The organism is Alkalibacterium sp. MB6 (genome assembly GCF_009935905.1).
GTDB lineage: Bacteria > Bacillota > Bacilli > Lactobacillales > Carnobacteriaceae_A > Alkalibacterium.
Genome location: NZ_PREX01000013.1, coordinates 53,606 through 74,637, shown reverse-complemented (window position 1 = coordinate 74,637; position 21,032 = coordinate 53,606). Strand labels below are relative to the sequence as shown.

25 protein-coding genes are annotated in these 21,032 nt (G+C 39.6%); 24 read left to right on the top strand and 1 reads right to left on the bottom strand.

Annotated elements, in window-relative coordinates:
• Positions 1-515 precede the first annotated feature (515 nt).
• From flgB to C3945_RS06650, 9 genes are all read left to right on the top strand, one after another.
• Entirely contained in the window at positions 516-896 is a 381-nt protein-coding gene (gene flgB / locus C3945_RS06690; RefSeq protein WP_161878922.1) for a flagellar basal body rod protein FlgB, read from the top strand.
• A 22-nt stretch (positions 897-918) separates the two neighbouring features.
• Positions 919-1,356: a flagellar basal body rod protein FlgC gene (flgC, locus tag C3945_RS06685; protein ID WP_161878921.1), complete on the top strand. Its 438-nt coding sequence runs from the start codon at positions 919-921 to the stop codon at positions 1,354-1,356.
• 34 nt (positions 1,357-1,390) lie between these two features.
• Positions 1,391-1,705 carry a flagellar hook-basal body complex protein FliE gene (gene fliE / locus C3945_RS06680; RefSeq protein ID WP_161878920.1) on the top strand — a complete coding sequence of 105 codons (315 nt, stop codon included), beginning with the start codon at positions 1,391-1,393 and terminating at the stop codon, positions 1,703-1,705.
• 33 nt (positions 1,706-1,738) lie between these two features.
• Positions 1,739-3,340: a flagellar basal-body MS-ring/collar protein FliF gene (fliF, locus tag C3945_RS06675; protein ID WP_161878919.1), complete on the top strand. Its 1,602-nt coding sequence runs from the start codon at positions 1,739-1,741 to the stop codon at positions 3,338-3,340.
• Between the two features lie 54 nt (positions 3,341-3,394).
• On the top strand, positions 3,395-4,390 hold the full coding sequence (fliG, locus tag C3945_RS06670; RefSeq protein WP_161878927.1) for a flagellar motor switch protein FliG: 996 nt from the start codon (positions 3,395-3,397) through the stop codon (positions 4,388-4,390).
• A complete protein-coding gene (locus C3945_RS06665) occupies positions 4,374-5,150 on the top strand; it encodes a FliH/SctL family protein (protein ID WP_161878918.1) in 777 nt (258 codons plus the stop codon). Before fliG ends, C3945_RS06665 begins: the two co-directional genes overlap by 17 nt.
• Entirely contained in the window at positions 5,150-6,463 is a 1,314-nt protein-coding gene (gene fliI / locus C3945_RS06660) for a flagellar protein export ATPase FliI (protein ID WP_161878917.1), read from the top strand. The genes C3945_RS06665 and fliI overlap by 1 nt, the downstream gene beginning before the upstream one ends.
• A 23-nt stretch (positions 6,464-6,486) precedes the next feature.
• The gene (fliJ, locus tag C3945_RS06655; RefSeq protein ID WP_161878916.1) at positions 6,487-6,921 is read left to right on the top strand and encodes a flagellar export protein FliJ; all 435 of its coding nucleotides are present in this window, start codon (positions 6,487-6,489) and stop codon (positions 6,919-6,921) included.
• A gap of 66 nt (positions 6,922-6,987) precedes the next feature.
• Positions 6,988-8,358: a flagellar hook-length control protein FliK gene (locus C3945_RS06650; protein ID WP_161878915.1), complete on the top strand. Its 1,371-nt coding sequence runs from the start codon at positions 6,988-6,990 to the stop codon at positions 8,356-8,358.
• Positions 8,359-8,472: 114 nt separating this feature from the next.
• Here C3945_RS06650 and C3945_RS06645 read toward each other — a convergent pair whose 3' ends face one another.
• The gene (locus C3945_RS06645; protein ID WP_161878914.1) at positions 8,473-9,657 is read right to left on the bottom strand and encodes an IS110 family transposase; all 1,185 of its coding nucleotides are present in this window, start codon (positions 9,655-9,657) and stop codon (positions 8,473-8,475) included.
• Positions 9,658-9,968: 311 nt separating this feature from the next.
• On the opposite strand from C3945_RS06645, the gene C3945_RS06640 reads away from it, so the two are divergent.
• From C3945_RS06640 to C3945_RS06570, 15 genes are all read left to right on the top strand, one after another.
• Positions 9,969-10,400, top strand: a complete 432-nt coding sequence (locus C3945_RS06640; RefSeq protein ID WP_161878913.1) for an FLgD tudor-like domain-containing protein — start codon at positions 9,969-9,971, stop codon at positions 10,398-10,400.
• Entirely contained in the window at positions 10,400-10,795 is a 396-nt protein-coding gene (locus C3945_RS06635) for a TIGR02530 family flagellar biosynthesis protein (RefSeq protein WP_161878912.1), read from the top strand. The genes C3945_RS06640 and C3945_RS06635 overlap by 1 nt, the downstream gene beginning before the upstream one ends.
• Positions 10,796-10,882: 87 nt before the next feature.
• Positions 10,883-11,782, top strand: coding sequence for a flagellar hook-basal body complex protein (locus C3945_RS06630; protein WP_161878911.1), 900 nt, complete (start codon positions 10,883-10,885; stop codon positions 11,780-11,782).
• Between the two features lie 38 nt (positions 11,783-11,820).
• Positions 11,821-12,021, top strand: a complete 201-nt coding sequence (locus C3945_RS06625) for a flagellar FlbD family protein (protein ID WP_161878910.1) — start codon at positions 11,821-11,823, stop codon at positions 12,019-12,021.
• Positions 12,022-12,825, top strand: a complete 804-nt coding sequence (locus C3945_RS06620; RefSeq protein WP_161878909.1) for a motility protein A — start codon at positions 12,022-12,024, stop codon at positions 12,823-12,825. It begins immediately after the preceding gene.
• A gap of 10 nt (positions 12,826-12,835) precedes the next feature.
• Positions 12,836-13,642 (top strand): flagellar motor protein MotB, encoded by an 807-nt coding sequence (locus tag C3945_RS06615; protein WP_161878908.1) that lies wholly within the window; start codon positions 12,836-12,838, stop codon positions 13,640-13,642.
• Positions 13,626-14,114 (top strand): flagellar basal body-associated FliL family protein, encoded by a 489-nt coding sequence (locus tag C3945_RS06610; protein WP_161878907.1) that lies wholly within the window; start codon positions 13,626-13,628, stop codon positions 14,112-14,114. Before C3945_RS06615 ends, C3945_RS06610 begins: the two co-directional genes overlap by 17 nt.
• Positions 14,115-14,144: 30 nt before the next feature.
• Positions 14,145-14,540: a flagellar biosynthetic protein FliO gene (locus C3945_RS06605; RefSeq protein WP_161878906.1), complete on the top strand. Its 396-nt coding sequence runs from the start codon at positions 14,145-14,147 to the stop codon at positions 14,538-14,540.
• 3 nt (positions 14,541-14,543) lie between these two features.
• Complete coding sequence (gene fliP, locus C3945_RS06600) at positions 14,544-15,209, top strand: flagellar type III secretion system pore protein FliP (RefSeq protein ID WP_161878905.1); 666 nt, start codon at positions 14,544-14,546, stop codon at positions 15,207-15,209.
• Positions 15,210-15,254: 45 nt separating this feature from the next.
• Complete coding sequence (gene fliQ, locus C3945_RS06595) at positions 15,255-15,518, top strand: flagellar biosynthesis protein FliQ (RefSeq protein WP_161878904.1); 264 nt, start codon at positions 15,255-15,257, stop codon at positions 15,516-15,518.
• 4 nt (positions 15,519-15,522) lie between these two features.
• The gene (gene fliR, locus C3945_RS06590) at positions 15,523-16,278 is read left to right on the top strand and encodes a flagellar biosynthetic protein FliR (protein ID WP_161878903.1); all 756 of its coding nucleotides are present in this window, start codon (positions 15,523-15,525) and stop codon (positions 16,276-16,278) included.
• 30 nt (positions 16,279-16,308) lie between these two features.
• Positions 16,309-17,379 carry a flagellar biosynthesis protein FlhB gene (gene flhB / locus C3945_RS06585; RefSeq protein WP_161878902.1) on the top strand — a complete coding sequence of 357 codons (1,071 nt, stop codon included), beginning with the start codon at positions 16,309-16,311 and terminating at the stop codon, positions 17,377-17,379.
• A gap of 68 nt (positions 17,380-17,447) precedes the next feature.
• Entirely contained in the window at positions 17,448-19,490 is a 2,043-nt protein-coding gene (gene flhA / locus C3945_RS06580) for a flagellar biosynthesis protein FlhA (protein WP_161878926.1), read from the top strand.
• A gap of 33 nt (positions 19,491-19,523) precedes the next feature.
• Positions 19,524-20,240 (top strand): sigma-70 family RNA polymerase sigma factor, encoded by a 717-nt coding sequence (locus C3945_RS06575; RefSeq protein ID WP_161878901.1) that lies wholly within the window; start codon positions 19,524-19,526, stop codon positions 20,238-20,240.
• Complete coding sequence (locus tag C3945_RS06570; protein ID WP_161878900.1) at positions 20,233-21,009, top strand: flagellar hook-basal body complex protein; 777 nt, start codon at positions 20,233-20,235, stop codon at positions 21,007-21,009. The genes C3945_RS06575 and C3945_RS06570 overlap by 8 nt, the downstream gene beginning before the upstream one ends.
• Positions 21,010-21,032 lie beyond the last annotated feature (23 nt).

Sequence of the window (21,032 nt, the reverse complement as noted above, 5' to 3'; positions counted from 1 at the left end):
GGCTGGCAAGCCTTTTTTGTTTGTTCAAGCTTCTAAGATTTTCGTTGCAATACTATCTACTTTTATATTGCCATAAACAGTAGGGGAGTTTTAAGAGTTTATTCATTTTTTAGGAATGAATAAATATAGAATGATTTTATTCAATTTTTATGACATTCCTATAACGGTATGTCTCGATGTTCACAGAAATGTCATAACTATATGACGCTTTGTGACAAATATTAAACAAAACATTTTTCAGACAAAATTAACATAAAGGTTAGAGAAGTAGTGTGCCTTATTTCAGTAAAAACCTTAGTATAATGCGGGTTATTTAACGAAATCATGGAAATATCTTAAAATCAACTAGTTATAAAATGTGTGTTATTAAAGACAGATTTAGCTGGTTAGTCTTGTTTTTTAGTCAAATTGTACACTTTTAGTCTATTGCATAAGATAAAACACTCTACTAAAATGAATCTTGTGCTTAAAATATGTAATTAATAATCATTCACTGGACGAAAGAAGGTAAGCAAATGATTGTAGGATCAAATAGTGATTTATTAAAAAATGCCTTGGATGCATCCTCTATGAGGCAAGAAATGATTTCAAGTAATATCTCAAACGTGAATACGCCTGGTTATAAAGCAAAACGTGTGGAATTTGAAAGTGTATTAAGGGATTCAATGGATGGCACCTCAATGAGAAGTACCCATTCAAAGCATTACGGAGTAAATGACCTCAGTTCAGTTAGTCCTGCAATAAAAGCGCAAGAAGGCAACCGAATAAATGAAAATGGAAATAATGTGGCGATTGATACAGAAATGGCGGAATTATCAGCCAACGCTATTTATTATCAAGCGTTGACTACTCAGATGGGTAATCACTACTCAATGATACGTTCTGTTCTAAGATAAGTCTTAAGGAGGTAACTAAAGCATGTCAATTTTTAACTCGATGCAAATTAACGCAAGCGGCTTGACCCTTGAACGATTTAAACTGGATACCATCTCGACAAACATAGCGAACGTCAATACGACTCGAACAGAAGATGGAGAAGGTCCTTACTTAAAGCAACAAGTCGAATTTGAAGAAAACTTAAAACGTGTCACTTCTGGTTTCACTGATGAAACATCAACGAAAAGTGCTGGTGTAAGAATTACTGGAGTGGACGTGAACGAAGACAATATCCGACTCGTTTATGAACCAAGCCATCCGGATGCAGATGAAGAAGGCTACGTTGCGTATCCCAATGTGGATATGGCAAATGAAATGATCGACATGATGACAGCCATTCGTACATATGATGCAAACGTGACAGCCATCAACACAAGTAAAGATATGCTGAAACGTGCAATGGAAATTGGAAGACAGTAATGACTAGACGATAATAAGAATTGGAGCGACTAATGTGATCAATGGAATGAATCAGCTTTACCCAGAAGCAATGCGTCAAATTCAACAAGTAACAGAAGCGACACCTATACATAAAGAGCAAGAAGTGAACGGAGAGTTTACTGCTTTACTTAACGATTCAATCGCATCACTTGATTCAAAACAAATGGAAGCATCGGATGCTGTGCGTTCATTAGTGGATGGAACGGCAGATGATTTACATACGGTTATGATTAAAACAACAGAAGCCCAGATATCCCTGGAAATTGCTGTTCAAGTGAGAAATAGAGCATTAGAAGCGTTCAACGAGATAAAATCAATGCAATTCTAATGTCTAGTCAATCACAGTAAGGGAGAGTAAGGGATGAACAAAGCAAAAGAAATAGGCACATCCATTAAAGAAGGATGGCTTCAACTGGATAAAGCAAAACGAACACGGTTGATCGTCTTTGTATCTACAGCCCTCGTCTTAGTCGGATTGATTGGCTATTTTACGCAAAGAAGTTCATATGCTGTTTTGTTTTCTAATCTAGAAGACGCAGATGCTGGAGCTATCGTTGAGGACCTGGAAGCTCAAGGGATGAAATACCGATTAGAAGATAATGGGTCAACGATATTGGTAGATGAAAAAGAAGTAGATAATTACCGCATCAATTTAGCTATGAACGGCATGATGCCTCAGAAATCGACGGGATTTGAAATCTTTGATAACACAGGCATGATGACAACGGATGAAGACCGTCAAATCATGTACCAACGTGCGTTAACAGGTGAATTGGAACGATCAATTTCTTCATTAGCTCAAGTGGAATCAGCTAAAGTGATGTTGTCACTTCCTGAAGACAGTATTTTCCAAAACCCTGCTTACCGAAGTGAAGCATCTGCTTCCATCGTTTTGCAGACAAAAGGGACGGTTACCCAACAAAACATTCAAGGGATTGCGGCACTGGTCACAGGAGCGGTCGACCGCTTACCTGTTGAGAATGTTCAAATTGTTGATACAAACGGCCAGTTGTTAAGTGGCTTTTTACAGTCTGGTGGAGATATGATGACCCAGGCTGATTTTTCAAGCAATCATCAGAATATTCAGCGAACGTATGAAACGGATTTAGAGCAACGGATATTGGCTTTGTTAGCACCTGTTTACGGTCATCAAAATTTAAGAATCGTCGTGAATGCTTCGATGAATTTTGATGTCATTGAAGGTGAAACTATTGAGTACAGTGCTCCGATGACTCCTGAAGGTGACGAGAATCGTGAGGGATTAATCCGTAGCCAAGTGGAAAGTTTCGATGGAGCCAGAGATATGGTAGAAGGTTTGTTAGGAAACGTAGACGTCCCTGTAGCCGAAGACGGAGCTGAAGATGATTCAGCATCCATCGACCGAACAACCAACTATGAACTTGATCAAGTGACTGAACGCTACGTTCGTGCACCTGGAGTAGTCGAAGCACTTAATGCGTCTGTCGTAGTGAACCAAAATTCAGACGTTGTGCCTTCACAGGAAGAAATTGGACGTATTGTTAGACGAGCATTAGGCTTAGATGAATTAGCAGAGGTACCACTGCCTGGTGACGTTAACGTTGAAATTTTACCATTCGCGGACTCCGAAAATTTGGTCATTGGTGGCGGAGACGATATCTTAGCTGAACTGACAGCATTTATTATGGATAACTGGATTTACATGTCTGCCGGACTCATTTTATTAGTAATAGCAATGGCTATACTGTCCATTCTTAGAAAAGGTCGAAACAAGTCAGATTATGATGTCCCGTTTGATTATATGGAAGACGTGCAAGAAGCTACTCTTCCACAAGCTGATCCGATTGAAGTCATGGATAAGGAAAATGAACTCATTCAACAGAAAAATAAAGTGATGAGTGAAAAAGAAGACCGAGTGAAACAACAAGCAAAAGATAATCCAGAACTAGCAGCTGAATTAATGAAAGTCTGGTTGAAAGATTAGAGGGGAGGGATATCATTGGCAGAAGTAATAGAAGATAAAAAAGCACCTGTAGAAATGGATGGCGTAAAAAAAGCGGCTATCTTAATGATTTCCTTGGGACCCGAAATATCTGCTCAAATCATGAAACAGTTGCCGGATCCTTATATTCAACGGGTAAGTTATGAGATTGCAAATATCGATTACGTCAGTCCGAAACAGCGAGAGGCCATTGTTAATGAGTACCTTCAAATGTCTCAGGCTAGAGAATACATTATCGATGGCGGGATTGATTACGCTAAAAACTTGTTAAATAAAGCGCTGGGTCAGCAACGAGCAAAAGAAGTCATTGACATGTTGAATCAAATTCAACTACGTGAACGGCCTTTTAATATTGCCCGAAAAGCTGATCCGCAACAATTGACTAACTTACTACTAGGCGAGCAGCCACAAACCGTAGCATTAATTTTGTGTTACATGCAACCTGAAAAAGCAGCGCAAATATTGATCAACTTTCCTTTGGAAGCTCAAACAGATATTGCAGAGCGTATTGGAACGATAACCAATACGTCGCCTCATGTCATTGAGAAGATTGAAAAGGTTATTGAAAGCAAGTTCTCTTCCTATGTCGAAAATGAAACGGAGCACGTTGGTGGCGTTCAGACATTGGTTGAAATTCTTAACCAAGTGGGTCGTACAACTGAAAAAGCCATTGTCAGTGAGCTGGAACAAAAACAACCTGCCTTGGCAGAAGAAGTCAAAGCCAGTCTCTTTACGTTCGAAGACATTGTGTCTTTACAAAAAGGAGACGTACAAAAAGTTCTTCGAGACGTCAATCACGACGATTTGGTATTGGCACTCAAAGGTGTATCAGACGAATTACGAGAATTTATCTATGGAAACTTGTCTTCCAGAGCTGTCGAAACACTCAAAGAAGACATGCAATACCTTGGGCCGGCACGTTTGTCTGCTGTTGAAGAAGCCCAGCAGAATGTGGTTACAGTCATCCGTCGCTTAGACGAGATGGGTGAGATTTACATTATGAGAGGTGATCAAGATGCCATCATCGAGTAGAATTATAAAATCGAAACGAGCCAAAGCAGAAGAAACAAGCAATTGGGTTATCAATACCGCTTATGATTACAAGCTTGAAGAAGAGCCAGCTAATGACTTTTATACTGAAGAAGCTGCTGAAGAAATTGAAGCAGCTCAGAAGAAAAGTGAAGCGATGATTCAATCGGCTATTGAGGAACGAGAGGCGTTACTAAAAGAAGCCCATGCAGATATTGAACAGATGAAACAAGACGTTCGCATGCAAGCTTACGAAAAAGGCTTTAAAGAAGGATACGATACGGGCTTTTCAGAAGGCATGGCTACAGGACAAAAAGAAGCAACTGAGATGCACGCTGACTTGATGAAGCAAGCAAGACAAAGCATCACAGATGCTCAGCTGGACATCGAAGCTTACATTAAAGAAAAGAAAGACAGTTTGCTTTCTTTGTCCGTACATATGGCAGAAAAAATTGTTCATGAACAACTGGATTTGTCACCGGAAGGCATATTGGAATTGGTTCGCCCGATTCTTATTCAATTAGACCAAAAAGAAGACTATGTCAGCTTGACCGTTCACCCAAGTAAGCGTCAATTTGTGAGAGACAGACTGCCCTTTTTAGAGAAAAGTTACCCAGGCGTGCGTTTCTCCATTTTACAAGACGAGACGGTTTTGCCTTTAGGTTGTATTGTCGAGAGTGCACATAAAGTAGTTAACTTACAGGTGAAGGAACAACTCGAAGCGATGATTCATGAGATGAAAGAGAGTGAAAGAGAAGCCTAATGATTAATATACCTTTTGAACTCTATCATGAGACATTGAACAAAAAATCGATGGTATTAAAGCACGGAAAAGTGAGCCAAGTCATTGGTTTAATTATAAAAGTCGATGGCTTGGATGCGTTTATCGGTGAAGTATGTGAGATACAAATTAAATCCAGTTCTAAAACTGTCTTAAGTGAAGTCGTTGGTTTCGTAGAAGAAACAGTCTTACTGATGCCTTTAGATGATTTAGAAGGCATTGGACCAGGCTGTCTCGTTTACCCAACAGGGAAGTCGCTGAAGATTGAAGTCAGTGACGATATGCTGGGGAAAACCTTTGACGGACTCGGACGGCCTCTTAGCGGAGACGATTTAAAAGAAACCTATACATATGATGTACACAGAGCGTCGCCCGATCCATTTAAGCGGCCAAAAATTAATACGATTTTACCAACAGGGGTTAAAGCAATTGATGGCTTGTTAACCGTTGGAGAAGGCCAGCGTATCGGTATTTTTGCCGGTTCTGGGGTAGGTAAATCGACACTCTTAGGTATGATTGCCCGCTATTGTGACGCTGATGTCATTGTCATCGGACTGATCGGTGAGCGTGGACGAGAAGTGTTGGAATTTATTGAAAATGACTTAGGGGAAGAAGGCTATAAAAAATCGGTTGTGGTGTGTGCAACGTCCGATCAGCCGCCTTTGGTTCGGTTGAAAGGGGCATACGTCGCCACGGCCACAGCTGAATACTTCCGCGATCAAGGGAAGAAAGTTGTCTTGATGATGGATTCCGTTACCCGTGTGGCTATGGCTCAGCGTGAAATTGGCTTGGCTACAGGCGAACCGCCAACGACTAAAGGGTACACGCCTTCGGTTTTCACTGTTTTACCGAAACTATTGGAACGAAGTGGGAATGCCGAATCAGGATCCATTACAGCGTTCTACACTGTTTTAGTAGAAGGGGATGACATGAACGAACCGATTGCCGATTCAGTACGTGGTATTTTAGACGGTCACATCATCTTATCGAGACTCATTGCTTCAGAGAACCATTATCCAGCAATTGATGTTCAAAGCAGTTTAAGTCGTCTAATGAAGGCTCTTGTGACGGATAAACATGATGAACTAGCAGGCAAAGTACGCGAAAACTTAGCAGCATATAAGGAATCAAAGGATTTAATTGATGTAGGAGCGTATAAACAAGGAACGAATCCACTATTAGACCAGGCGATTCGTCTCAATCTTCCAATCAAGTCATTTTTAAAGCAAAAGGTGACCGAGCCGTATACGTTCAATGAAACGGTACAAGCAATGCAATCTGTTTTTGGAAATTAACCGTCTACTAAGGAGACTACTATATGCAGAAATACGTTTTTTCAATGGAAAAAGTCTTGGACTGGCGCTCAGATTTAGAAGGCACAGCTCAACAAGTCGTAAAAGAAAAGCAGGAAATCGTTCGTTTAGAAGAAGAAAAGCTAAAACGCATGACATCAGAAAGTCGAAAGTTGAAAAGTGAGAAATTATTCTATTCTTCTATTGATAATTTGAAACGCCATAATTTATACAAAGAAGTATTGAACGATAAAATTACACAGCAGCGCTTGAATGTGGAAAAAGCTAATCAGGATTTAGTATTAGCAATGGATTCTTTAAAAGAAGCACATAAAGACAAAAAAGTAATGGAAAAGCTTGAAGAAAAAGAGCATACCCGTTACGTCGACTTACTTAAGAAAAAAGAGCAAGACCAGCTGGACGAAATATCAACCTTAAGTTACGGTAGAAGCTTTACATAAAGAGAGTCCAAGTTGTTTATGGTTTACTTATTCTTACATAAAAACACATGAAGGGAGGTGAAACTAATGGAAGTAGCAAACCTTATGTCTCCTAATCTTTCTGCAACACCTGATAAAAAAGCGACACCTGTGAACGAAGGTGACTTTACAGAACAGTTGATGAAGTATGCTGTATTACCAGTAACAGAAGGGTCAAAACAGCTAGAGTCAGAAACCAGCAGCTCTCAAGAAAACAGTTTGACTACAGAAGAGTTGGAATTAGTCCAATTGCAATATGAGACTGAAGAAGAATCAGACGTCTTCGCATTGATTAATCCATTCATTTCCTTTGATGTTCAAACTGATTATAAGCCAGTTGACTTGGCTAGTGTAGAATTAAATGAGGAAATAAGTAAGGATAGCCATTCGAATAACTCTCAGTCAGCCTTGCTTGTAGAAGTTAGTGAGTCCAGTCAGGAAGTAACAAAAGCCAATTCTGTTCCTATTCCAATTGAGGTAGCAAAGAAGCAGATTGATAACCAATCAGATCAGACGATTGACTGGAAGCAAGCAGTTGAATTGGACTCCTCTGACGTATCAATAGGCAACCAACTGGATGTCAAAAAGCCATCAGTAGAAACACTGATTGAAGGTGAGGCATATTCTAAGTTAGTTCAAACGGAAGAGTCGAAACACACAGAACGCGTACATAAACCAATTGATATCAAAGAAGTCGATTCTCCTACTGGTAAAGGGGTAAATGCAAGTCAACCGACTGAAACCGCACCGACGATTGAATTGTATACTTACCAACGGAATCTCTCTCAAGTCATCACTCGTCCGAGCCAACTTGAACAAGCAGGTGAGATGCTTACTTCACCATTATCGGTTAAAGAGGAAGAGGTGTTAAGTGAGTTACCTAGTATGGTGTCTACCGAAACACAAGTGACCACACCTAAAGTAACAGTTACTGCACCAAGTGACAGTCAACCAATGGTAACTTTGGAAGAAAGCATGGATCAAATTGAGGAACTGCTCGTACAAAGAGTACAGAATGATAAGGGTACAGAAGTGATGCAATCAACCATTCGCTTAACGCCTGAATCACTTGGAGACATTGAAATTGAATTAATCTTCGATAAAGATGACGTATCAGGAAAGTTTGTTTTCAAATCCGAAGAAGCCAAACGATACGTAGAAAGCCAGTTCAATCAGTTGAGAACGCCATTGGAAGCCAAGGGGATTAAATTTAACTCGATTGAGATGACTGTGAAAGAACAGCCACACACTCAATCTCAGGATATGACGTTTTCACAAAACTTTAACCAGTCAAAAGGAGAAAAGCAGGCAGCAGCACAGTTGAATCTTATGAGTACTGAAGAAGGGATAGAATCTGATTCAGAACCTCTTTTACAAAAAAAGTATTCTAGAGAAAGTGGCCTGAATGTGTATGCTTAAATTTTTAAGAAAGACTAACTATATAAAGTCAAGCAATAAAACCTAATATTTCTACAGTCTATTTTGGAATTTAAGGGCGCACCAAATAAGCTGAATCAAGCGTCATTTTTGAAATTATCGCAAACGGACTTCGTAAGGTTCATTCTTTTTCAAAATAGCATAAATAATGTAACAGAGTTTGCGTGACACGGCGCCCAGAGCTGTAAGGTGGTGTTTACCTTCAGATATTTTCTTTTCGTAAAATGCTTTTAATACAGGATCGTGTCTTGAGGCTACTAGTGCAGCGGAGAATAAGGCTTTTCTTAAATATGGAGAGCCCCGTTTACTCATGACGTTGTGTGTTCCTTCAAACTCACCCGATTGGGTGACAGAAGCATCAATACCGGCATAGGCAACTAATTTAGCTGGTGAGGAGAACTTGTTTATATCACCAATTTCTCCTAGTATCGTCGCACCGTTAATTGGACCGATACCCGGGATTGTTTCTATCACAGAATCAATATCATCCATGATCTTTTTAATTTCTTTTTCTGTATCGGTTATTTGCTTTTCAAGAAATTTTAATTGCTCAATCATTGAACATAATTGAAAGGTGAATGTTTCCTGGGCGAATTTAACTCCAAAGGAGTGTGAGGCAGCGGTTTTTAGTTCTTCAGCTTTCTTCATACCCAAGCGATTTCTACTGGCTTCCCCCAATAAATCAGCTAGGGCACCTGCAGAAATGTGATTGATGGCATCAGGAGAACTCAGTTCTAACAGAACTTCCTTTGAGGCTTTGCCAAAAATGCCCACTTTACTAAAAAGTGTATCGTATTCAGGAAAAACTTGGTCCAATACCGCAATGATTTTTCGTTTGAAGTCACTAGCGGTGCCCACAAGATAGGTTCGGTAGCGAGAGAGTTGTTTCAACGAAAAGATGTTTTCATCGGATAAAGATGTTTCTACAAAGGTTCCGTAGCGCATTAAATCAGCGATCAAGACAGAATCAATAATATCGTTTTTACGTTTGCGAATTTCCGTTCCTTTCCGCCAACCATCGGTCTGAATCGGGTTAATGACGTGAATTAGAAAGTCGTGCTCATCCAAAAAGGAGAAAAGAGATAGCCAGTAATGGCCCGTTGCTTCCATTCCGACTTTATACTGATCAATCGGAGATAAAGAGATGATTTTTTGGAGAAGTTTTTCTCCACCTTCAGTTGAATTGGGGAATGAAAAGCCTTTTAGTATCACTTTTCCTTCTTCATTCATAACTGAGGCTACATGGCTTCGTTTGCCAATATCAATTCCTAAGAAGAACATAACGACACCTTCTTCATTTAATTTTGGATTGAACAGCCACTCGTCTGAAAAGCGTCACTACCTTGTTATAGATACGGAGTAAAGCACGAGGCTTTCAACATCTAACTCATTCGCAATCAGCTTATCAGAGAGAGGAACCAGTCTTTCGATTACGAGTTCAAGGACTCAAGGAGTAAACGGCTAACCTCTCAATCCAATAAACTAATTATCTCATATCTAATGAGATGAGGTAATCGAAAAGAGGTTCATAGGGTTATCCAGTAAAAACCGGAAGGTTAAAACCCTAAATATAATATACAAGGAGTAAATAAATGAGTATCATACCTAGCAATATGATGATTGGATCAATGGATTCAATAAAGCCTCGTGAAGATATCAAGCAAAATTCCGATTTAGATATGGAACAATTTCTCTATATCATTTCCAATGCCATGAGTATGCCTTCCTTTGATGGAGCAAGCGGCAGTGGTGGTGGATCAGAGACGGACTACATTGGTCAAATGGTACAGTTCGGTATGCTGACAGCTATGCAGGATTTAAACGAAACCATGCAAACAAACTTACTGATGAACCAGCAACAACAAGGCTTTAATTTAGTCGGTAAAAACGTCACATTGGCAACTAAAGATGCATCCTTAGTCACGGGGACTGTTGAAAAAGTCAGATTTGACAATGGTTATGCCACGCTTCAAGTGAATGGTCAGACCTATCAAATGAACGATATATTAGAGGTGAGTCAGTGATGATAAATAACATTCATCGCTCGCCTCAGATAAGACCAGCTGAGCCACCTGTAAGGAAAACAGATCCACGACAAGTAGGTGGACCTTTCCAATCGTTTTTACAAGAGGCACTAAAAGAGACGGATACGAAATCAACGAGCGTCACGATCTCAAATCACGCACAAAAAAGATTGGAACAACATGGTTTTACGTTGAATGATGAGGACATGAACCGTTTAGAAGAAGCGGTAAACACATTGGAAGCTAAAGGGTCTGAACAATCCTTAATTTTATACGATGATTTAGCTTTAATTGCAAGCATCAAAAACAAAACAGTTATCACTGCTTTAAAATCGACAGAGATGACCGACGTGACTAACATCGATAGTGCCATACAAATAAACGGAAAAAGATAAACGCATATGCTGGACTGAAAAGAGGCTTTTTTCTGATGACTGACTGATTCAGAAACGTTTAACACTCAAAAACTAGGAGGAAACACAATGTTAAATTCACTATATTCAGGTATTACTGGTATGAAAGGTCAACAAACAAAAATGGACGTTATCGCAAATAACATTGCAAACGTCAATACAACTGGCTTTAAATCTCAACGTGTTCGTTTTCAAGACATGATTTCCCAAATGGATGCTAGAGCTCAAGGACCAAACACGGGCGGCCGTGGGGGGATTAACGCGCAACAAGTTGGGTTAGGTTCACAAGTTGCTTCAACGGATATTATGATGCAAGGCGGATCCCTACAATTTACTGGTCGTGCACTAGACTTTGGTCTTCAAAATGGAGACAGCTCATTCTTCGTCGTCAGCCAAGACGGGGGAGCAAGTGGTATGAATCAGTATACTAGAGATGGTGGATTCTACACTGATAATAATGGAAACTTAACCACTTCAAGTGGTATGAGAGTGATGGGTTACCAACCTGAAGGGTCAGGAGCACCAGTTCTTGAAGAAGGATTGGTTATGAATACAGACCAACTAGTTGCTTTAGATATCCCTCAAACCATTCAGGATGCCAATGGAAACACGATTGAATTACAAGACTACGCTGTAGACAGTACCGGTACAATTCTTGGAACATACAGTAATGGAGAAGTTTACATCATCGGACGATTGGCTTTAGCTAGCTTTGCAAATGCTGACGGTATGGAAAAAGTTGGAGAGAACTTATACAATTCCTCAGCTAACTCGGGCGTTGCACAATTTGGAGCCCCATCAGATGATGGATTTGCGACTGTTCGTTCAGGCTTTATGGAAATGTCTAACGTTGACTTGGCTAACGAATTTACAGAAATGATTGTTACAAGCCGTGCCTATTCTGCTAATACACGAAGCATTACAACATCTGACGAGATGCTACAAGAATTAATCAACTTAAAACGTTAAGTATCGTGACTGAATAACAGTAGAAAAGAGGCACCAACATGATTCAATTAAACAGTGTTTCTGGCAAAGAATTTTACTTAAACAATGAGTTGATTTACAAGATTGAAAGAGACTTTGACACGATAATCACACTGATTGATTTAAAAACTGTTCGTGTTCAAGATACACCAGAAGAGATTGTAAACAAAGTCATTGAATTTAAGAAACGCATTTATCAAACAGAGGCAGGAGTGGAGTAAGTGAAACGAAATATATTGCCGATAATCGGTTTAGTCGTAGGCATTGGGTTAATCTTCGTCGCCATGACGGATGGAGGATCAATCATGCGATTTTGGGACCTCCCATCTATCCTCATCACCTTTTTTGGATCTCTTGCAGCTATATTAATCAGCTTTCCATTGAGTACCTTAAAGAAAGTACCCACTTTAATGAGGAAGTTATTAGTTACACCAGATGACGACCGTTTAGCTTTAATCGATACACTAACTAAATTAGCTAAAAAAAGTCGCACCGAAGGCATTTTATCTATCGAACAAGACATAGCTGAACTTGAGAATCCTGTCTTAATTTATGGCCTTCAAATGGTAGTCGATGGGATGGACATCGAATCCATTGAAGAAATATTAAATGTTGAACTGGAACAAACAGAAGACCGTCATTCAATTGGTCAAGAGGTGTTCGTGAAGTGGGGAGAATATGCACCTGCTTTTGGAATGATTGGTACGCTGATTGGTTTAATTTCTATGCTTGGAGATTTACAAGATCCGTCTACAATTGGTACGGGCATGGCAACTGCTTTACTAACAACCTTTTACGGCAGTTTCTTAGCCAATATGGTGTTTCTGCCCTTAGCGAAGAACTTAGAAATTCAAACGGCAAAAGAATGTAAAACAATTGAAATGGTTATTGAAGGTGTGCTTGCCTTACAAAGAGGGGATAACCCACGAACAATTGAACAAAAATTATTAAGCTATTTATCTCAATCTGACAAGAAAAAAGATGAGAAAGAAGAGTTACAAGTTGCGGATGAACTAGTTAGGTAGGGAGTAGAAGATGGCTAGAAAACAAAAGAAAAAAGAGAGTTCTGGTTCGCCTGCCTGGATGACGACATTCTCAGATTTAATGACCTTGCTGCTAACATTCTTTGTTTTATTGTTTTCAATGTCGAATGTTAATGCTGATCGGTTTAAAGATGCGGCAGATTCACTCAAGCTGGCTTTAATCGGCTCAGGAAGTGACTCGATTCTTGAAGGTGATGGGACAACACTTCAAAATTTAAACTATGAAGAGTTTGGGAGCTCAGCTGAGTTTGATGGTTTGGAACCAGAAGAACTTGTCGTTTCAGATAGTCCGGTCAATCCGGAAAATGTTATACCTAAAGAAGTGCATGAATTATATGAAACAGTCTCAACGTTTTTGGACAAAGAGAGTATCCAGACCGATGTGTCTATATCAAGAGACCATGAAGGTGTGTATATCGATATTCAAGAGACGATCCTCTTTGATTCTGCAAAAGCGGAATTAAAGGAAAATGGTAAAGACGCGTTAGGTACACTTTCTGGTTTGTTTGATTTGTTTGATAATGAACTCATTATTGAGGGGTATACAGATAATGTACCAATAAGTACAGAGGTGTTTCCAAGTAACTGGGAATTATCTGTGGCACGAGCAGTATCAGTCATAAGGTACTTGACTGAAGAACATGGGATAAGTCCTCAACGTCTCTCTGCCAGAGGGTTTGGGGAACATCGCCCTCTCGTCCCAAATGACAGCTATGAAAATCGAGCTCTGAACAGAAGAGTCAACATTGTCATTGTTCATGATGAAAGAGAGGAAGTAAAAAATGGCTCAGGAAATTAATGCAGCAAAACAAAATAAAGGGTTAAAGGTAGCTATTATTGTCTTATTACTGTTAACCATGTTAGGAACTGGCGTCGCATTAGGCGGATTGTTCTTTGCGAATCAAACAGAAGGGGCGCCGTCATTCTTGTCTCGTTTTTCAAGGGAAGAAGAAGTGGTTGAAGTAACAGTTCCTTTAGAAGAATTCTTAATTAATTTAAGGGGCGAATCACAAAGAGGCCAACCGATTATCAAGATGGAACTGTCATTAACTAGTTTAAATGAAGGATCTGCAGAAATTATTGGAAGTAAATTAGCCAAGGTCAGAGATGCGGTTATTCATGTGGTGTCTAGTCAATCGGCAGATACCATTCTTGAAGAAGCAGACGGACAGTTTGTTATTAAAGATGAGATTAAAAACAGAATCAATCAGTCTCTTGGTGAAGAGATTATAGAAGATGTCTTTTTTACAAACATATTGATTCAACGATAAGTCAACCATTATAAAGAGAGGAGCGATAAAATGGGATTACCTGACGTCTTACAGATGTTATTTGCCTTAGCAGTGATTATCATACTTGCAAATTACTTATTAAAAAAATTGAATACACTGTCCCGTTCATCGAGCAAACTCATTAACGTCATCGAACGTGTCCCGGTTTCTAAGCACTCCTCTCTTTGTATTGTACAAGTAGAGTCTGACTATTTGTTAATGAGTGTGTCTGATACATCGAGTGACGTCATTAAGACGTTTACTCAAGAAGAAAAAGAAGCAATTCAATTAAAGTTGGCCAAGAAGGTTGACCAACCGATATTACATACTGATTCATTTTTATCAAAAACGATGGTTAATGCAAGCACGTTAATCAAAGAAAAACGAAAGTCCAATACGGTACTGCCTAAAGAAAGGAAGCAATAAAGCATGACAGAAAATATGTTGGAAGGTCTTTCTGTCACGAATGGCTCCTCTGAAGCAGTTAACTTGTACTTTTTATTGTTTATTATTGCGCTTATCCCGTCATTTTTAGTGTTGACGACCAGTTTCACGCGCATACTTATCGTTTTATCCTTTACACGAAATGCTTTAGGAACGCAGCAAAGTCCACCGAATCAGATTCTAATTGGACTAGCCTTATTTTTATCAGTCTTTATCATGAGACCTATTTATAATCAAGTGAATGAAGAAGCCTTACAGCCGATGTTAGCTGGAGAGATATCCAGAGAAGAAGCGCTGAGTACGGCCGAAGAACCGATTAAGGGCTTTATGTTGGAGCAGACACGAACCAGTGACTTGGAACTCTTTGTTCAATTAAGTGGGGACAGTTTTCCTGAAGAACCAGAAGATTTGTCATTGTTTACAGTGATTCCAGCTTTTGCCATCAGCGAGCTGCGAACCGCATTTACCATCGGCTTCTTGATATTTATTCCCTTCTTGGTCATCGATATCGTTGTCGCCAGTATTTTAATGTCCATGGGGATGTTCATGTTGTCTCCTGTCATGATCTCGCTACCATTTAAGCTTCTCTTATTTGTAATGGTAGACGGATGGTATTTAGTCGTTGAGTCACTCGTAGGAAGTTTCTATTAACAAGGTATTTAATGAAGAAACACGATTAAGAGGAAGGGTATACATATGTCGATTCAAAATGTATTAGATGTTCTGGCAGAAGCGTTTCTTGTATTGATTAGAGTAGGAGGGCCAGTATTAATTGTGGCTCTGGTCATTGGACTAGTTATCAGTATAATCCAGGCTACGACTCAGATACAGGAACAGACGCTGAGTTTCGTTCCGAAGTTATTTGCCATCTTGCTCACACTAGTTTTATTAGGAAACTTTATGTTGAATTCACTCGTCGCCTTTACTGAGAACTTATTCTCCATTATAGCGGGCTTGTGATCTGATGAATGGAGAAGTGCAACAATTCTTACTAGTCATGATACGGCTGACAGTGTTCATTAGTATCAGTCCTGGGTTTTCTCATTCAAGCTTTCCTACCATTACAAAAGTGGCTTTGGCAGTCGGCTTAGCCTTGCCTATTATGGGAGTGATTCCAGCGATGGGGACGGAACTCGCTATGGGAGTATTCGTCATATTAGCTATCAAAGAACTGCTTATCGGAATGGCTTTGGGGTATATTACTTTATTATTCTTTAGTGCTGTTGAGATAGCTGGTACACTGGTCGACTTTCAAGTGGGCTTTTCCATGGGGCAGATATACGATCCATCTCTTGGTGTAAGTGTATCCAACTATGGTCGAGTGTATTACTGGATTTCGATTATGATTTTTTTCTTAGCTGATATGCATCATCAAGTCATTACTACTTTAGTACAGTCTTATCAGTGGGCACCTTTGGACCAATTAACCTTTACCCATATTGGGATGGAAGGCATCATTAAATTATTCGGCTACACCTTTGCTACAGCGATTCAGCTGGCGGTTCCATTGATTATTGTGGCTCTGCTATCGGAATTGACACTGGCATTGATTTCCAGAACGGTTCCTCAAATAGACGTGTTAATCTTAGGGATGCCGATGAAAACATTGATTAGTTTAATCATCATGTTTTTCTTCATATCAACATTGATGAAGAACATAGGGGACTTGTTCCCAGAAATGATTAAATACATGAATGAATGGTTGTATTCTTTAAGCTAAGTGAATTGATTTAAAAGGGGGGACAAAAGAATGGCAGAAAAAGACGGTAAAACAGAAAAACCCACCCCCAAGAAGATGAGGGATGCCAGAAAGAAAGGACAGATTCCTAAAAGTCAGGATTTGTCCTCGTCTCTCTCTTTTGTCTTGTTCGCTGCGACTTTAACCGTTTTGTCAGGTTATGTATTAGAACGGACCTTAGTCTACCTCCAACAGTCACTCAGATTTGGAAACGATCCAACCGCTGCTATACATGAGTTAGGATCTATCGGAATGAAAGCTATTGTGTGGTTCATTGTCTTATCAGCACCCTTTTTGGCTATTGCTTTTATCACAGCTTTTATAGGAAATATTGTTCAATTTGGATTCGTCTTTTCTGGTGAATCAATGAAACCTAGCTTTAGCAAACTGAATCCTATTAGTGGCTTTAAAAATATATTTGGTAAGAAGGCCATTTTCGGCTTGGGGAAAAACTTGGTCAAATTAGGGATTGTCGTTGGTTTTATGTATAAGACCTTAACTGATTCCTCATCGATTATTTTAAACTCGGGTAATTTAGGCATAGCTGGTTTATATCCTTTAATGATCGAACTCATTTCAAGTATGGCTATTAGTTTAGGGTTATTTATGGCTTTACTTGGAGTCGTTGATTATGTTTACCAACGCTATGATCACAAGAAAAACTTGATGATGTCTATGCAAGAAATAAAAGATGAATACAAAGAAATGGAAGGGGACCCGCAAGTGAAATCTCAGCGTAAAGCGAGATACCGCAGCATGCTTGCCGGGAACCTGAATGATGTGAAGGAAGCAACGGTTTTGATTACCAACCCGACCCACTTCGCGATTGCCATCAGGTACGATAAAGAAAAAGATCATGTCCCCATTGTATTAGCAAAAGGCCAAGATTTGATGGCTCTGAAAATGAGGGAATTGGCTAAAGAGTCAGCTATTCCCATGATTGAAAACAAACTATTGGCTCGTGCTTTATACAAAGTTGTCGAACCAAATGATCCGATTCCTGCTGAGATGTATCAAGCTATCGCCGAAATATTGGCATTGATCTTCCAGGCAGAAGAACGTAAAAAACATAAGATATTATAAAGAGTAATGAGAAAGTAAAGGTGAAATGCTAAGTGAACAATCAGGCAGTCAATACTAAGGAAACAAAGATGGCCAATTCATTAAATATAGGGATAGCGTTTGTCGTCGTATCCATCATTGGTATTATCATTATTCCGATGCCACCATTCTTGTTGGATATCCTATTAGTTATTAATATCGCTTTAGGTATAACGATCCTAGTACTGACCCTGTTCACTCACTCAGTTCTTGAATTCTTGAGTTTCCCTACGATGTTACTCATTACCACCATGATTCGGTTAGCCCTTAATATCAGTTCAACACGACTGATTCTAAGCGAAGGTGATGCGGGTGCTGTTATTGAAGCCTTCGGTGGATTCGTTGCGGGTAACAACTTTATAGTAGGAGCCGTTATTTTCATTATCATCGTTCTCGTTCAAATGCTTGTCGTTACCAACGGTGCCAGTCGAGTAGCGGAAGTATCCGCACGATTCACCTTGGATGCTATGCCAGGGAAACAGATGGCTATTGATGCGGATTTAAATTCTGGATTGATTAACGAGGATATGGCGAAGTTAAGACGTTCCAATCTAGAAAAAGAAGCCAATTTTTACGGAGCCATGGATGGTGCAAGTAAGTTTGTAAAAGGGGATGCGATTGCGGGTATAGTCATTACATTAGTGACATTATTCGGTGGAATCGCCATACACACTCTTCAAGGCGGTTACACCATTGTTGAAGCCATTAATCACTTTGGACAGTTAACGATTGGTGACGGCTTAGTTAGTCAAGTCCCCTCACTATTAATATCAGTTGCATCCGGTATTTTAGTCACTCGAACGTCTAACGAAAAAGGCTTTGGCGATACGATTAGTGGCGAATTATTCAGTACCCCACAAGTCTTATACATTGTGTCGTTTCTTATGGTGTTGTTTGCTCTAGTTCCAGGCTTTCCTTTTATTCCTTTTATTTTATTGGGTGTGGCTATGGGAGTTAGTGGTTACTTAGTTAATGAAAATCAAAAAACGAGCAGAGAACTAGAAGCTACTATGGCAAGTCAAGCTGCCACTCAAAGAGAAGTGGAGCCGGTTGAAGAAACAGCGTCTTTATTCCAAGTAGACCGCATTGCTGTTGAGATAGGATACGGTTTGATTCCATTGGCAAATGAAGATCAGCAGTCGAATCTAACTGATCAAATCGCTGCCATTCGTAAACAACTATCTTATGAATTAGGCATTTTATTGAATCCGATTCGCATCCGAGACAATTTACAATTAGGCCAGCACGATTATGTGATTAAAATCAAAGGGAACGAAGTAGCGGCGGGGACTCTTTACCCTGATAAGTTTTTAGTGGTAGAACCAGGCGGTATCGAAGAAGAAATTAGTGGTATCGAAGCGATAGAGCCGGCCTTTGGACTGGACGCTTTATGGGTTACTGATAAAAATAAAGAAATCGCTGAATTACATGACTACACCGTTGTGGATCCTTTGACCGTTTTAATTACCCACGTAAAAGAAGTCATGAAAACTAATGCAGACGAGCTACTTGGCAGACAAGAAGTCAAAGAGCTGCTTGAAGGTATTAAAGATAATTACAATGTGGTTATTGAAGAGTTGATTCCAGATATTATGCAGTTAGGTGATGTTCAAAAAGTCTTGCAGCGTTTATTAAAAGAAGCTGTGCCAATCACTGACTTAGTATCCATCCTCGAAACCTTAGCAGATTACGGCAATACGGTTAAGGATTCGGAAACATTAACAGAGTACGTTAGACAAACATTGAAACGCACAATTGTAAAAGAACATATGGATGCTGAAGGAATCTTACATGTCGTCACCGTCCATCCCGATACAGAAGAGAGAATCAGTGCGACCATACAAAAATCTACTCAAGGATCGATCCCTGTTTTGCAGTCCCAAGAAGTGAATCGCTTGTTTGATAGTATTAATGAACAGACTCATTTGATGAGTGCTCAAGGGATTCCTTTTGTTATATTAACGACACCAAAAATTAGACCAGCTATGAAAAATCTTTTGACGTTTAACTTTCCTGAATTGGCTGTCATCTCACTCAATGAAATACCAAATGATGTTGCTATTGAGAGTGTTGGCATGGTATCGATGGCATGATGATAAAGGTTCAAAAAGGAATGGAGGGATAAAATGGAAGATACTCAACGAAATGAAACCATCATGCAGTATATGCCGCTTATTCATAAAGTCGTGCACGGATTAAAAATAAATAACAAAGAATACGATCATGACGACCTAGTCAACATTGGTGTTATCGGCTTAATGAACGCGATTGAACGATACGATGAGACGTTGAATGTCCCATTTATTAACTATGCGTATACACGAATTAAAGGGACCATCATTGACGAAATCAGAAAAACCTCTCGAGTTTCAAGAAACAAGATCAAAGCAGTGAATGATTATTATGCTGCAATTAATACAGTACAACAAACCTTACTGCGCACGCCGACTGAAAAAGAAATTTGTGGTCATATGGGTATTACTGATGAAGAGTTAAGAAAAATATACGAATCAGTCCATTCCTTAGCTGATATATCGTTGGATGATATTCTATTTGAAGATGCTTCGAACGAAAAAAATTTGCTAGAAGTATTAACTGATGATAATGCCATTAAAGCAGAAGATAAGATAATTAAAACCGAGCAACTTGCTTTTATGGAGAAAGCTATTACCCTGTTATCTGAACGGGAACAGCAGATGCTTCAGTTGATTTATTTTGAAGAGTTAAGCATGAAAGAAGTGGCCTATATCTTTGACATATCGACTCCTCGAGTATCTCAAATTCACGGTAAAGCCTTATTAAAACTAAGAGAATCATTTGGAAAGGTGTTTGACAATGATTAGAGGAATGACAACCGTCACTAACAGTTTCAATGTCTTGTCTGAAAAACAGAAGAACTTAGCCGCTAATGCAGCCAATACGCTGACACCGGGTTACAAGTCACAACAACTCGTTTCAAGCACGACACCACAAGTCGCTATACATAATTATACTGAAGGTATTGAAGCCAATAAAAGAAGAGAGGTTGGGGAGCTTGTTTTCTCGAACCAACTAGATGAAGCGGTCAGAGACTTTTCAAGCGGAGGTCTTCAACTAACTGAAAACACGACTGATTTAGCCATTAATGGTGATGCCTTCTTTACAGTGGAGAATCAAGCTGGGGAGCGGTTTTACACTAAAAATGGAAACTTTAGAATAGATGACCAAGGGGGCCTTGTGACTCAAGAGGGCTATCAAGTCCTAGGGATTCAACCTGATGGCACCATTACTCCAATAACGGTAGGCACTGATATGGAGCAATCCTTTACAGTAGATGCTTACGGGTTTGTCCATACAGGTACGAATGCACCTCAATTTTTATTTCTCTCTCAAGTTGACGACCAAGCAGCCTTAACCAGTAATGGAGGATCACTTTTTCAAGGTGGAAATGGTGTACCAGTAGGAGATGGATTCACGATTGAACAAGGCTATATCGAATCATCCAACGTTGATATGGTAGATGTCATGACCAGTATGCTTCAGATATCCAGAGAATTCGAAGCCAATCAGAAAGTGCTTCAATCCGTTAATGATACGTTGACTCGTGCGACTCAAGAAGTAGGACGTACCTAATCAATTTAAATGAAGGAGGGAAA